Annotated in this window: 14 protein-coding genes and 1 riboswitch; of the genes, 5 read left to right on the top strand and 9 right to left on the bottom strand. The window is 36.0% G+C overall.

Annotation, left to right across the window (positions count from 1 at the left end; all coding sequences use genetic code 11):
- Window positions 1-19 precede the first annotated feature (19 nt).
- A riboswitch (yybP-ykoY riboswitch) is annotated at window positions 20-193 on the top strand.
- Window positions 194-275: 82 nt separating this feature from the next.
- On the top strand, window positions 276-1,070 hold the full coding sequence (locus tag ACXKY9_RS05995) for a TerC family protein (protein ID WP_000383326.1): 795 nt from the start codon (window positions 276-278) through the stop codon (window positions 1,068-1,070).
- Between the two features lie 202 nt (window positions 1,071-1,272).
- On the top strand, window positions 1,273-2,124 hold the full coding sequence (locus ACXKY9_RS05990; RefSeq protein ID WP_000893027.1) for a formate/nitrite transporter family protein: 852 nt from the start codon (window positions 1,273-1,275) through the stop codon (window positions 2,122-2,124).
- A 27-nt stretch (window positions 2,125-2,151) separates the two neighbouring features.
- Here the strand turns inward: ACXKY9_RS05990 and ACXKY9_RS05985 are convergent, their stop codons facing one another.
- The 9 genes from ACXKY9_RS05985 to ACXKY9_RS05945 all read right to left on the bottom strand — a co-directional run bounded on the left by ACXKY9_RS05985 (window position 2,152) and on the right by ACXKY9_RS05945 (window position 10,462).
- On the bottom strand, window positions 2,152-2,463 hold the full coding sequence (locus ACXKY9_RS05985) for a cyclic-phosphate processing receiver domain-containing protein (protein ID WP_001103758.1): 312 nt from the start codon (window positions 2,461-2,463) through the stop codon (window positions 2,152-2,154).
- A gap of 14 nt (window positions 2,464-2,477) precedes the next feature.
- Window positions 2,478-3,200, bottom strand: a complete 723-nt coding sequence (locus tag ACXKY9_RS05980; RefSeq protein ID WP_000495716.1) for a prepilin peptidase — start codon at window positions 3,198-3,200, stop codon at window positions 2,478-2,480.
- Between the two features lie 112 nt (window positions 3,201-3,312).
- Window positions 3,313-4,023: a LutC/YkgG family protein gene (locus tag ACXKY9_RS05975; RefSeq protein ID WP_000147183.1), complete on the bottom strand. Its 711-nt coding sequence runs from the start codon at window positions 4,021-4,023 to the stop codon at window positions 3,313-3,315.
- Window positions 4,023-5,444 carry a LutB/LldF family L-lactate oxidation iron-sulfur protein gene (locus tag ACXKY9_RS05970; RefSeq protein WP_000061922.1) on the bottom strand — a complete coding sequence of 474 codons (1,422 nt, stop codon included), beginning with the start codon at window positions 5,442-5,444 and terminating at the stop codon, window positions 4,023-4,025. The genes ACXKY9_RS05975 and ACXKY9_RS05970 overlap by 1 nt, the downstream gene beginning before the upstream one ends.
- Before the next feature lie 16 nt (window positions 5,445-5,460).
- Entirely contained in the window at window positions 5,461-6,180 is a 720-nt protein-coding gene (locus ACXKY9_RS05965; protein WP_000869150.1) for a (Fe-S)-binding protein, read from the bottom strand.
- A 168-nt stretch (window positions 6,181-6,348) separates the two neighbouring features.
- Complete coding sequence (locus tag ACXKY9_RS05960) at window positions 6,349-7,038, bottom strand: FadR/GntR family transcriptional regulator (protein WP_254904472.1); 690 nt, start codon at window positions 7,036-7,038, stop codon at window positions 6,349-6,351.
- Between the two features lie 375 nt (window positions 7,039-7,413).
- Entirely contained in the window at window positions 7,414-8,820 is a 1,407-nt protein-coding gene (locus tag ACXKY9_RS05955) for a sensor histidine kinase (protein ID WP_000494819.1), read from the bottom strand.
- Window positions 8,821-8,823: 3 nt separating this feature from the next.
- A complete protein-coding gene (locus ACXKY9_RS05950) occupies window positions 8,824-9,495 on the bottom strand; it encodes a response regulator transcription factor (RefSeq protein WP_001046400.1) in 672 nt (223 codons plus the stop codon).
- Window positions 9,488-10,462, bottom strand: coding sequence for a YncE family protein (locus ACXKY9_RS05945; protein ID WP_001234146.1), 975 nt, complete (start codon window positions 10,460-10,462; stop codon window positions 9,488-9,490). The genes ACXKY9_RS05950 and ACXKY9_RS05945 overlap by 8 nt, the downstream gene beginning before the upstream one ends.
- A gap of 127 nt (window positions 10,463-10,589) precedes the next feature.
- Between ACXKY9_RS05945 and ACXKY9_RS05940 the strand changes: the two genes are divergently transcribed.
- From ACXKY9_RS05940 to ACXKY9_RS05930, 3 genes are all read left to right on the top strand, one after another.
- Complete coding sequence (locus tag ACXKY9_RS05940; protein WP_001999325.1) at window positions 10,590-11,714, top strand: CdaR family transcriptional regulator; 1,125 nt, start codon at window positions 10,590-10,592, stop codon at window positions 11,712-11,714.
- A gap of 117 nt (window positions 11,715-11,831) precedes the next feature.
- Window positions 11,832-13,244 (top strand): glycolate oxidase subunit GlcD, encoded by a 1,413-nt coding sequence (gene glcD, locus ACXKY9_RS05935; protein ID WP_000890763.1) that lies wholly within the window; start codon window positions 11,832-11,834, stop codon window positions 13,242-13,244.
- The gene (locus tag ACXKY9_RS05930; protein WP_000209617.1) at window positions 13,241-14,569 is read left to right on the top strand and encodes a (Fe-S)-binding protein; all 1,329 of its coding nucleotides are present in this window, start codon (window positions 13,241-13,243) and stop codon (window positions 14,567-14,569) included. Before glcD ends, ACXKY9_RS05930 begins: the two co-directional genes overlap by 4 nt.
- The last annotated feature ends 257 nt before the right edge of the window (window positions 14,570-14,826 follow it).

Raw genomic sequence — 14,826 nt, 5'->3', positions numbered from 1 at the left:
TATAATGAGAATACAATAACATATCTCCAAAGGGGAGTAGCGTCCAAGAATATATCTTGGAAACAAAGTCGTCATTACGTAGAACTTAGTTCTTCCGGCTTTGTTGGCATTTTTATTACATATGTCTAGCAAGACCTTTGCCTATTAACGGCAGAGGTCTTTTTTGCATTCATTTCCAGATTCTCCCAAAGTTAATAGGCAGGAGTATGGGGAAACTAAATAGTGGGGAAATTCTTCACTTATTTAGAAGTTATAGAGATGAGAGGAGAATGTACATGGATGTATCATTATTATTGGAGTATGGTTGGGTATTACTCATCCTAATTGCACTTGAAGGGATTTTGGCGGCTGATAACGCTCTTGTTCTTGCAATTATGGTAAAACATTTACCAGAAGAAAAACGAAAGAAAGCACTATTTTACGGATTAGCGGGGGCATTCGTTTTCCGATTTGGATCGTTATTTATGATTTCGTTCTTAGTCGATGTATGGCAAGTGCAAGCAATCGGTGCCATCTACCTTATGTTTATCGCTGGTAATCACTTATTTAAAACATATGTTAAAAAGAATACAGATGAAGAAACTGAAGAAAAAGAAGCAAAGAAAAAACAAGAGAACTTTTGGTGGACTGTATTTAAAGTTGAGGTTGCTGATATCGCCTTCGCAGTTGATTCAATTTTAGCTGCTGTTGCACTAGCAATGACTTTACCAAAAACAGGACTAGGTACAATTGGTAGTCTTGATACTGGGCAATTCGTTGTTATCTTTGTAGGTGGACTTATCGGATTAATCATTATGCGATTTGCAGCAACTGCTTTCGTACAAATCTTAAAACGTAAACCAGGGCTTGAAACTGCAGCATTCTTAATTGTAGGTTGGGTTGGTGTGAAGCTAGCAGTTTATACATTAGCACATCCTGCATTAAATGTAATTCCACATTCATTCCCAGAATCCACTCCGTGGAAGCTTACATTCTGGATTGTATTAGTCGGAATCGCAGTTGGTGGTTGGTTCTTCTCAAAAGAAGTAGAAGTAAAAGTGGAAAAGAATTTAGACGAAAAAGCGCTGTAATTACAGCGCTTTTTCTTTTTCCTTTCTTCCTCGCAATGTCCAGAAAAAATTCCATTATACTACCTTTTGTAAACGTTTTCTTAATGTATGTATGTCCTTTTTGTGAAACATTGCACAAACTTATTGAAAGTAAGAACAATTCCATGTACTTTATTCATATAAGGAGTATTTATAGAAGATTTACTAAAGGAGCGTATTACTCATGCTAGAACAAGGACTAGATTATGTTGTCAAACTGGCTAAAAGCAAAAAGAAAATACTAGATACAAACCCAATGCAATATTTCATTCGTGCTGCACTTGCTGGTATTTATATCGGTTTTATTATTGTACTATGTTTTAAATTAGGTAACTTTTTTCACATTGCAGATTCACCAGCAACTTATTTAGCCGCTTCTATGTTTTTCGGGATTGCTCTCGTACTTATTATATATGGCGGTGCTGAATTGTTTACTGGGAACACAATGTACTTTACTGTCGCAACTTTAAGAAAAGAAACAACGATTTCTGATACACTTCGTAACTGGGTTGCTTGTTATGCAGGTAACTTAGCCGGCGCATTATTCTTTGCCTTACTATTTTACGCAACTGGAATTTTTGAAGCAATTGATCACGGTCACTTAATGAGTAAAGTCGTTGAAGGAAAGATGAATACACCTACGATGCAGTTATTCTTTAAAGCCATTTTATGTAACTGGCTCGTATGTCTTGCTTGCTTCTTACCTTCTCAGGTTAAAGGTGACACAGCAAAAATAATGGTCATGATGCTACTTGTTTTCACATTCTTCTTATCTGGTTACGAACATAGTATTGCAAACTTATCACTCTTTGCTTTATCTTTAGTTTCACCGCATCCTGAGACAATTTCTTTTTCAGGTGCTATTCATAACTTAATTCCTGTTACAATTGGTAACATTATTGGCGGATCAGTATTTGTCGGTATGGTATACCACTACTTAACAAAGAAAACCCCTGAAGTTCAACAGGAAGAAACTGAAATCGCAACAGCTCAACAAGAAGAGATTATTCCTTTACAAGCCCATATGAAACATTAAAAACTCCAAAGTTTTACTTTGGAGTTTTTAGCTTCCCACGTATTTAATAACAAGGTGAGGAGTAATTTCTCCTTCTTCCTTTCCCTTATCCATTCTCTGTTTCATCTTGTACATACCGATGACATCATTCGTATGAAAGTGAATTTCATTTACATATAACCCCTCTGTACAAAAAGCTTCTACAAAATCCAGTCCATTTTTCGCTCCCCATCCCATATTAAAATCAAGAGAAAGAATATTCACATCATAATCCTGAACCATTTGCAAAGCACATTCTACTGTAGTTGCGGGCACATACCCGAACGGGCAACTTCTTTGATCATCCATATATACGTTCATTTTCGATTCCCTCTCTAATTTGAATATGCGGCCAATACATAACATATTGCCCCGAGACTAATAAAAGGACCAAATGGAATTGGCTTTCGTACTTCTATACGTTTTAATCCGATACCAATCCCGAAAAAACAAAGACTAAAACAAGATGCTAAAAATAAAACGATAAAAACTCCTTTCACTCCTACTATAAATCCAAGTAACGAAAGTAGTTTTATATCTCCTCCGCCAAGCCCTTCTGGATATATCTTTTGCATGCAATATAACAAAATAAATATAACACCACTACCAGCTATACTATCTGTCCAAGTAACTAATTGTACAAAAACACTTTCGAGAATGAGTAAAAAGGCAAACGAAATTAAAATACAATCAGGAATTAACATATATAAGTAATCTGTAACTGAAATAATAAGAAGCAGCGAAAAAAGGGATAAAATAATAATAAGCTCTCGTTCTATTCCAATCATATACACTGTAAGAAGAAATATACCTCCTGTTATACATTCAAATGCTACATACATAATTGGAATTTTCCTCTTACAATTCGTACAACAGCCTCTTTGTATATAAAATGAAATGATGGGGATTAGTTCTTTTGTCCTTAGCACATATTTGCAATAATCACAATGTGAACGCGGGGTAATAATAGAAGCACCTAATGGAACCCTCATCGCAACTAGCATAAAAAAAGAACCAAACACCATCCCTGCTAACAGTGCATATAAATAAGTGAACATCCCTTCCTCTCCTTTCCCAAAAAACATAGCAAAAAAAGGAGAGAACTTCTACTTCATATTATCCTTTATTCTACTAAAAAGCAGGCCATTTCCTGGCCTGCTTTCCCCTCTTTTATACGATGAAATAAACTGCTTTTAATGGTCCATGTACTCCGACAACAAGATTCATCTCGATGTCAGCCGAGTTACTTGGCCCTGTAATAAAGTTAATACAAGATGCCGCTGTCTCCCCATTTTCTACGCGTGAGTTCATATCCTGAACTGCTTGTGTAATACGAGGCACAAGTGTTTCACGTGGAATAATAGCAAAATATACAGTCGGTAAAAAGTGTAAAGAACGCCCTTGACCTTTATGACTTTGTACAACAATTGTACCAGATTCAGCTAATGTATAATCACTAAATGCAATACCAATATTCGCTTTTTCAGCTAAACGCATATTTTCGTCTTTTCTCTCTGGATCCCATACATTTACTTCAACATCTCGTTTTGGAAGTTCTTCTTTAAATAAAGATGTTAAACCATATGCATCAAAACGCGCATCTGCTGATAATAAAATAGGTCCCCCGCCGTTTTCCATGATTACTTTTTGAAGGTCTTCACCTAAACGGTCGTTTGTCGTTTCTACTACAGTTGTATGAATGTTTGTACATTGCTCTTTAAACACTTCTAGTAATTCTTCTTGTGAATAATCTTTTAACGTTTCTATATTCACATTACTTTTCCATACTGGACGCTCTACACCTTCTGTTTTACGCGCGCGCCCAAGTTCTTTTGCAATGTTATCTAGAAAGGCATCACGGTTTTGAATTAATCCTGTCATTATTTATCCCCGCCTTTCTTATGATCTTTATACCAATCACGGAATCGTTCTTTACTTGGAGCTGGGAATTCACGAATATCCGTCCAGTTTTTAAGTGGTCCAACACCTTTTGATACACGATTACCAGATGTAAATGGACTCATTGCCGCTGGTGCCATTTTTGAACCCATTTTATATAAAGCAGCTGAAGAAGCACCCATACTAAACATTTTCATAGCCAGTTTTTCTGCAAGTGGTGCACGACCTTCTTGCTCAACGATGACTTGACGATGTTTTAATAATAAATCATGCAATGGAATTTTTACTGGACAAGCTTCTGTACATGCTCCGCATAAACTAGATGCATAAGGAAGCTCTTTGTAATCATCATATCCACCTAGAAGCGGTGTTAATACCGCACCGATTGGTCCTGAGTAAATCGATCCATATGAATGTCCACCAACGTGACGATATACAGGACATACATTAACACAAGCAGCGCAACGAATACATTGTAATACTGAACGGAATTCAGATCCAAGAATTTGAGAGCGACCATTATCAACAACAACTAAATGAAATTCTTCAGGTCCATCAACTTCCTCTTCTTGAATTGGCCCCGCTACTGTTACATAACTTGTTAATTTTTGACCTACTGCACTACGACATAGTAAACCAACTAAAACATCTAATTCTTCCATTGTCGGAACCATACGTTCCATACCCATTACCGCTATTTGTGTTTTAGGAATTGACATAACAAGATCTGCATTACCTTCATTCGTTACTAAACAAAGAGAGCCAGTATTTGCAACAGCAAAGTTACAACCAGTTACACCAATTTCTGCATCCATAAATTTCTCACGAAGTTGTTTACGAACAAACTTTGTCATTTCATACGGGTCATCAGAATTTTCATAACCTAGCTTTTCTTTAAATACATCGCGAATTTGCGTTCTATTTTTATGAAGTGCAGGTGCAATAATATGTGAAGGTGGATCGTTATCTACTTGCAAGATATACTCTCCTAAGTCACTCTCTAACACTTCACAGCCAATCTCTTCAAGCGCATGGTTCATACTGATTTCTTCTGTTACCATCGACTTTGATTTTACTATCTTTTTTGCCTGCTTCTTTTTTGCAACGTCTTGAATATACTTTGCTGCTTCCTCTTTCGTTTTCGCAAAGTACACGTGTCCGCCTCTTTTTGATACATTTTCACTTAACTGCATTAAGTAATAATCAAGATTTTCTAACGTATGTTGACGAATTTGTTCACCTAGTTCACGCCACTCTTCCCAGTTTCCTAGTTCATCTGCGGCTTTTAAGCGATTCGTATATAAACGCGTTTGTGCAGAAGATACTGCTCCGCGCATAAACGAATCTTGAATTCCATCACCAACGCGATCATTAAATTTTTTCTCACTGATTTTCATAGACATAGCTTATGTTCCCCCTTCATGAGCGACTATTCAGTACCTCAGCAATATGCATTACTTTTACTTCTTTTCCTAAACGCTCAATACGTCCGCCAATGTTTAACAAACACCCACAATCTGCACCGATTAAATAATCTGCACCTGTTTCCATTACACTATCTACTTTTTCGTCTACCATTTGCTCAGAAATTGGAGTCATCTTAACTGAAAACGTTCCCCCAAACCCGCAACAATTTTGCACGTTTGGCAAATCTCTCACAGTTAATCCTTTTACATTTGATAATAAAATTCCTGGTGCTTCTTTTATTCCAAGCATACGTGTCATATGACATGATTTATGAATAGTAGCGACCCCTGGTAAACTTGCACCAACATCAGTAACCTTTAAAACATCCACAATAAACTGTGTAAATTCATAAGTTTTATCAGCAACTTTTTGTGCACGTTTAGCCCACTTTGGATCATCTTTGAAAACATGTGGATACTCATGAAACATTGTCGCACAAGAACCAGATGGCGTAACAATATATTCTGCATCTTCGAAAGTTTCAATCATATGTTTCATTGCTTCTTTTGCTGCTTCTACATGGCCGCTATTATAAGCAGGCTGACCACAACAAACTTGCGCTTCTGGAAATTCAATTTCACAACCTAAACGCTCCAACACTTCAACCGTTGCTTTACCGACATTTGTTTCAAACATATCGACTAAACAAGTAACAAATAAAGTAACTTTCATAACTATTACTCCCCCTTTTTACAACTTCACCAACAAACATATGGTCATCAGATGACTTAGCAGAGAAGAAATAGGCTCAACCATGGCCTATCCTCTCCCTCTTCTAAAGAAAACGCTTACTTAACCTTTCTCTATTTTATCAGAAAATTAAATTTTTAAAAGATTAAATTACGAATTTATATCGTTTTTACCTGTGACAATATGTTCTACATTTGTTAAGTGATCTAGCATTGCTTGCTGCGCTAATTCTACATCTTGTTTTAACACCGCATCATATATAACTTGATGCTCTTCTATAAGTCGTTCTGATGTCGTTTGTTCACCATATAAAATAATGCGTCTTGATTCACCAATCGTTTCAGCAATCATCTCTGAAACATGATTCATGAGTTCAAGCAAAATGCTATTATGCGAAGACTCTGCAATTCCCATATGAAATTGAAAATCGGCTTTTTCGCCAGCCTTTTCATCTCCAATGCTCTTTGCCATTTCATCTAACCAATGTTTCATATTTTGTAAATTATCTTCCGTACGTTTTGCCGCCGCTACTCGAACTGCCCCCACTTCAAGCACCTTTCGTACTTCTAATAAATTCAAAATATCTTCTTTCTTCATTAATAATCTATTGTTTAATGATTTCGTTAATGAAGAAGAATCGAAGTTCTTCACATATGTACCTTCTCCTTGTTTCATCTCAATTAAGCCCATCGCTCTTAGCGCACTTAGCGCTTCACGAACAGCAGATCTGCCAACTTGAAACTGCTCAGCTAATTGATGCACAGGGAGTAGTTTGTCACCAGGTTTTAACGTACCATTTTTAATCATTGTTAAAATAGCTTCAGATACTTCTTCGTAAATTTTTTTCGGTTTAATAGATTTGTACTCCAGTTAAATCACCTCAGTATCTTCCAAACAACAATTGAAACGATTTATAAGAACTTTGCATCATAACTATTTTAGACCGAATTGATAAGAAGTACAAATGTTTTGTTCATAAAATAGTCAAATTTTCGATATTTATTACATATTAATTTATATTTTTACGTATAAAGTGAAACTTTAATCAGTGAGGGTTTTGTTCATCCCCCACTGATTATTAGCCCTCACCAATCGGGCTTTTACGGGCAGCAGTGCCTCCACCTAACTTCTTTGCTTCCGCTGAATTTTGAGGTGAGGGTCTTACTGACCGGAGAATAGCGGGATAAATATTTTCTTCAATATAAAGAACATGCCCTAAAAATTAGAACATGCCCCCTCATCCTGTACATTCAGTTTAATAATAACCGTTGTTCCCTTATCTTTTTCACTTTCAATTTTCCACTGTCCACCATGTATATGAACAATTTGTTTCACAATAGCAAGGCCTAAACCTGTTCCACCATGTTGACGACTTCTCGCTTTATCAACTCGGTAAAAGCGTTCCCCAAGATTCTCCAAATGCTCTATATCAATGCCAATTCCTGTATCTTTTATTTTTAATTCACAGTAATCATCGATTTGCTCTAAAGTTATAACGATATTTCCTTTTTGATTTGTATACCGTATCGCATTATCTAACACATTATGAAGCACTTGTTGCATACGATCCTCATCAATCATGACAATGACCTCTGGATTTAAATTGGTTGAAATATGAATTTCCTTTTCTATAAACTTAATCTCATACGTATCTAATACGTCTTCAATCAGCTGTGAAAAAACGATAGGTTGCTTCTTTAACGGAAAGTGCTCACCTTCTAATTGTGCTAAGTCTAACAAGTCATGAACGAGACGCTGCATACGACCTGCTTCTTTATGAATTAGCTGAGTTACTTTTTCCTGCTGAGCTCCCTTTGCAACACCATCTAAAATAGCCTCGCTATACCCTTTTATATAACTAAGTGGTGTTCTAAGTTCATGCGAAACATTTGCTAAAAATTCCTTACGCTTTACATCTTCTGTTTCTAATGAATTTGCCATTTTATTAAATGCTTTTCCTAATCGTCCAATTTCATCCTCTGAAGAAACTGTAATCCGCTCCGAAAAATCTCCCGTAGCCAAATGATTTGCAACCCGCTCCATTTGCGAAAGTGGCTTCGTAATTGCAATTATAATTTTTCTTCCAACCCATATCGTAATTAAAATCATAGCAATTGCTAGCGGTGCTAAAATAAGACCCATATCATAGATTAAATCTTTTATACTTTTTAAAGGAATATACGAATAGACAATTCCGACTAATTTTTTATTTTCCAATACAGGAATGACAACCCCCATAATATTACGTTCAAAATGTTCTTCATATCCTATTTTTGTCACAGTTTTCCCATCTAATAGCGTTTGCCTATCTCCTTCACTTATAAGAGAATGATGATGCACATCAAAAGGCAAACATGCGCTTAAATCACGCGGATTAGATACGAAAATAACGTCTGAACTAGATATTTGATCAAACGATCTTACTTTCTCTTCAAAAGTTGATATTCCTTCACGCTTATCATATTGAGCAGCAAGACTTTTCCCTTCCATTACTAACGAAGTTTTTAAATTATCAACGTATAACTTTTCATACGAGTATAAAGATACGAAATAAAGAAAGGACACTGTTACACATACTGCACATACTACTGTAAGCCAAAGTTTTTGTACCATCGTAAACATATGTTACACCTCAAATTTATAGCCTACACCCCAAACAGTTTGAATGTAGTTTCCACTTTCTCCAAGCTTCAAGCGCATCGTTTTCACGTGCGTATCTACTGTTCTTGTACTTCCGGCATAATCATATCCCCATACCTTTTCAAGTAATTGCTCCCGGCTAAATACTTGTCCTGTATGCTGACAAAGAAAATATAGTAAATCAAACTCTTTTACAGTAAGAGAAATCGACTCACCATTCGCCTCAATTCGTCTGCTTTTTTCATTGATAAGAATTGGTCCAAATTGAATCTCTTCTTGCTGTTCTTGCTTTGTATATCTTCTTAGTACAGCTTCCATACGGGCAACCAATTCACCAGGACTAAACGGTTTTACAATATAATCATCTGCTCCCATACGTAAGCCATTCACCCTATTCCACTCTTCACCTTTTGCGGTTAAAAATATAATCGGCACATCTGACGTTTTTCTAATTTCTTTACAAACTGAAAGTCCATCCATTTCTGGCATCATTATATCTAATACAACGAAATCATAATGATCCGTTTCTAGTTTTTTAAGAGCCTCTTTTCCGTTTTCAGCTTCTCCCCACTCATATCCAAAGTTATCCAAATACATTCCAACAAGCTGCCTCATATCACTTTCATCATCTACAACTAGCACTCTATATTTATTCATTGTCCTTCCCTTCCCTCTCTATGAGTTGAAACGGTCCTTTTCCGACTTTAATTGTTTGTTTTATTTTCATACTCTTCATATCCATGACGCACACTTCATCACTATCATAACTTGCTACATATCCTTCTGCTCCGCTTTTCAAAAATGCAAATGGATTTGAGCCTATTTCAACGGAAGCTACCTCTTTATACGTACTAATATCAAATTTTCTAAGCATATTCGAACCGTGGCTTAATGCATATACGTACTTATTATCTTTCGTTATGTTCACAGGCATAAATGGAGCGTGTAAAGAACGTACCATTTCACCGCTCTGTAAAGAATACACTAATACTTTCTCATTCACTTGATTTCCATCACCATGCCCGCCAATCCATATTTCTTTCCCATCAGGACTAATCGTCGCTCCTGTTGATGCTGGCGGAATCATAAAGGATTGAACAACTTCTTTTTTCTTCGTATCAATTGTCGTTAGTTTCGTATCATAAAAGTTTAGTACAGATAACCGATTCTGATACTCTACCATCGTTATAGGCCCTTTTCCTGTTGAAACATTTCCTGTCTCTTTCCCATTTATCGTAAAGAACCTTACCTTTTGAACATTTTGATCAGCAGCAAATAATTGTTTTTTATCTGCTGATACGACCACATTTACAATGCCCTTTCCAGTTTTATATTTTTCCACTTGCCTTCCTTCCGCTAGTGAATATACATACATATATTCTAATTGCTTACCGTATACAAGTATTTCATCGCCATTTGGAAGCAGTGTGATTCCAGCCATTGGCTCATTTAGTTCCCATGTCGTAATTAACTTTTTATCTTTTTTATCAATAAAACTAATACTGCCTTCTTTTATATTCGTAGTTATAATAACATTTTTATCTTTAGCAATTGGTGTATATGAACTTCCTTGACACCCTACTAATAGAAATAAAAAACAGAGAAGAAAAACATACTTTCTCAAAAGATTCCCTCCACCTTCAGATGATTTCGTTATAATTGTAAAATAACAAATAAATGTGTGGAAAGTGTGAAATTCCCCTTTCTTACTCAATTTACATATATAATGTACAACAAATAGAATTTGAGGTGTGTCAATTATGCTATTTCCTGATTTAGCGAATAAAATTGTACGAGAAGTACGCAGACTAATTACAGAAAATATAATTATCATTAATATAGAAGGCGTTATTATCGCAAGTACAGATACAGAAAGAATTGGCCAATTTCATGAAGGTGCACTCCGCTGCGCTAAACAAAAGAAAACCGTCATCATTACAAAAGAAGATGAAAGGCGATTGCAAGGTGTAAAGGCTGGGATGAATCTTCCTCTATTATTTCATGATGAAGTAATCGGTGTCATTGGGATTACCGGAGAACCTGAAAACATTTCACGCTACGGAGAAATATTGCGTAAGATGACCGAATTATTAATTCATGAAAACTACTTTTTAGAGCAATTAGAACTTGAGCACCGTTCTTATGAAGCTTTTGTCTTTGATTGGCTTCAAAATACAGAGTGGTCCCCGAGTTTTCTTGATCGTGCCAAAACACTTGGCATTGATTTATATAAGAAAAAACAACTTGTTTTGTTTTCTATTGGCAAAAATGACACAATGCTCCAGCGTAAAATATGGCAACATGTACGAAATATTTTAACAAAAGAGCATCTATTTGTTCGCTGGGGAAATGATCGTTTTATTTTATTTACAGCGATGAGCTCCAAAGAACAAACTTATCAGTTTTTAAAACGGTTAAAACAAGACTGCGAAGCTTTATTTTCTATTCCTTTATATATCGGGATTGGGCAAACAGTTACCCCAAACAATATGAACATATGTTACGAACAAGCATTACGTGCTCTTTCTGTATCATTGGAAACGAAAAAAATTGTATTTAATGAAGATTTACGTTTAGAAATGTGTTTACAAGATATTTCTGCCGAAACGCGTGAACAATTTCTAGAGCGTACCATCGAAAGCTTACTATCATCTCCTGAGCTTATGCACACTTTACGCTTATTTATCGATTATAACCAATCTTATAAACAGACAGCTAAACAATTACATATACACATTAACACCTTACATTATAGGCTAAAAAAGATTGAAGAACATACAGGACTTGATCCAAAACAATTCAAAGACTTAAACGTTTTATACTTCGCACTCCTCCTATTAGATAATCATACAAAAAAGAACGATAAAACAGATTAATCTTTAGATGATTATACATAGAAAGAATCCCTCGACTTTTTTATCATTATAATGAAAGCACTGTTACCACGTTGTTTATTATAACTAAACACGTTAACAGTTTGAGGGGGATTTCCAATGTTAGAAAAACAAATTATTCATTCATTCGTATCTATTGTTGGCGAAGATAATGTAGATACATCCAATATGGGGCGTTTAACTTATAGTTATGATGCCACTCCAAACTTCCAAGCAATGCCTGATGCAGTCATTGCTCCTCGTAATACAAATGAAGTAGCTGAAGTGTTAAAAGTATGTAACACTTACAAAATCCCTGTGTATGTGCGCGGGTCTGGAACAAATCTTTGCGCAGGAACATGTCCACTTGAAGGCGGTATCGTCCTTATTTTCCGCCATATGAACAATATTTTAGAAATTGATGAAGAAAACTTAACAATTACTGTACAAGCTGGTGTCATTACACTTGATATTATTAAAGCGGTAGAAGAAAAAGGTTTATTTTATCCACCAGATCCAAGCTCGATGAAAATTTCTACAATCGGCGGTAATATTAATGAAAACTCAGGTGGATTACGCGGTTTGAAATATGGCGTAACACGTGATTATGTAATGGGGCTTGAACTTGTCTTACCAAATGGTGATATTATTCGCACTGGTGGTAAATTAGCAAAAGATGTAGCTGGTTACGATTTAACTCGTTTATTTATCGGTTCTGAAGGAACACTCGGCGTCGTAACAGAAGCCATATTAAAACTTGTTCCTATGCCTGAAACAAAGAAAACAATGCTTGCATTATATGAAGATATTAATGAAGCTGCACGTGCTGTTTCTTCTATTATTGCAAATAAAATCATTCCAGCAACACTGGAGTTTTTAGACCAACCGACAATTGAAGTAGTAGAAGAGTTTGCACAAATCGGTTTACCTACAGATGTAAAAGCAATTTTATTAATCGAACAAGACGGTCCGCCCGAAGTAGTCAATCGAGATATTGAAAAAATGGCTAACGTTTGTCACTCTATGAATGCGGTTGATGTTCGTGTTGCAAAAGATGAAACAGAAGCAGATGCGCTTCGTACCGCTCGTCGTAGTGCCCTATCAGCGCTTGCAAGATTAAAACCTACTACAATATTAGAAGATGCAACTGTACCACGTTCACAAATAGCTCCAATGGTTGAAGCTATTAATACCATTGCAAAAAAATATAATATTCCTATTTGTACGTTTGGGCACGCTGGTGATGGTAACTTACATCCAACTTGTATGACAGACGTTCGTAATGCAGAAGAAATGCACCGAGCTGAACAAGCTTTTGCTGAAATATTTGCGAAAGCAATTGAACTTGGTGGCACAATTACTGGTGAACATGGTGTTGGTGCGATGAAAGCTCCATATTTAGAAATGAAATTAGGTAAGGAAGGTATTGCAGCTATGCAAGGAATAAAGCAAGCTTTCGATCCAAATAACATTATGAATCCTGGAAAAATGTTCGCGAAAGACACTCGAAAAAGAGTGGTGGTTGAGCGATGACGACATTGAATAAAGAAAATATTCAAAAAGAATTTAAAGAACGATTAAGTGAAGATGAATTACTAAACTGTATGCGATGCGGTTTTTGTTTACCTACTTGTCCTACCTACATTCAATCCGGATATAAAGAGTCACATTCACCGCGCGGACGTATCGCATTAATGAAAGCTGTCGTTGATGGTTTAATCGAACCAGATGAAGATGTTGAAGATACATTAAACGTTTGTCTTGGTTGCCGTGCTTGTGAACCTGTTTGTCCATCTGGTGTAAATTATGGCCATTTATTAGAAGAAGCTCGTGATATTATTAATCAAAATAAAAAATTCTCGGTGCCAGTGAAAGCTGTTCGAAAAGTCGTTTTTGAAGGATTATTCCCCCATCAAAATCGAATGAGAACATTAACTGGACTAATCGGATTTTATCAACGTTCTGGTTTACAAACGCTAACACATAAAACAGGGATTATGAAGTTATTCCCTGAAACACTTGCAACGATGGATCTCGTTTTACCAAAAGTCCCTAAAATGAAAGCGATGAAAGATCGTCCTTCATTTTTACCTGCAGAAAGTACAAAGAAAAAACAAGTTGCATTCTTCACAGGCTGCTTAATGGATACGATGTTTTTAGAAACAAATAACGCAACGATGAAACTTCTTCAACTAGCTGGTTGTGATATCGTTATTCCAAAAACACAAAGTTGCTGCGGTGCATTACATGGACATGCTGGTGAAAAGAGTGGAGCAAAAGAATTAGCAAAGCGAAATATAAAAGCATTCGAAGATTTAAACATCGACTATATTATTACCAATGCAGGTGGTTGCGGGGCTTATCTTGTAGACTATGATTATCTTTTAAAGGATGATCCGGATTGGGCTGAACGTGCTAAGCAGTTTGTTTCTAAGATTAAAGATATTACTGCTATACTAGTAGAACTAGACTTCCATAAGCGAACTGACTTACGACTCACGCCGCAAGTTATTACGTATCAAGACTCTTGTCATTTACGCAATGTTATGCGCACATCTTCTGAACCTCGTATGTTACTAGAGGCTATCCAAGGTGCAACATATCGAGAAATGAAAGATGCCGATCGTTGCTGTGGCTCTGCTGGTATTTACAATATTGTTCATTCAGAGTTATCAATGGAATTTCTAGATTACAAAATGGACCGTGTGCATGAAACAGAAGCAGCAACCATTGTTACTGCAAATCCAGGTTGTTTATTACAAATGAAATTGGGCATTGAGCGAGAAGGGCTTTCTCATAAAATGAGAGGAATTCACATTGTGGATTTATTATTAGAAGCAATTGAAACTAACTCGTAATAACTCGTAACATACGTAATAATAGGAAAACGGCTATCTCCTTCGTCTATGTAAAGAGATAGCCGCTTTTTTGTCTGCTACAACATTAAAAATATGTTACTTTATTATAAAAAAGAACAACAGAAACATTACAGTTTTGTAAAAATCAATCCATTATATTCCTCAAAAAATCGTTCAAACCATTGATACAATAGGATTCTTCATTTTCTATTTAGGTAACTTTATCCAAAAACCCCCTCTTAAAACCAAGTATAAAA

This window comes from Bacillus sp. 2175 (assembly GCF_057812155.1).
The sequence above is the reverse complement of the archived record's forward strand: the minus strand, read 5'-3'. Positions and strand labels throughout refer to the sequence as shown.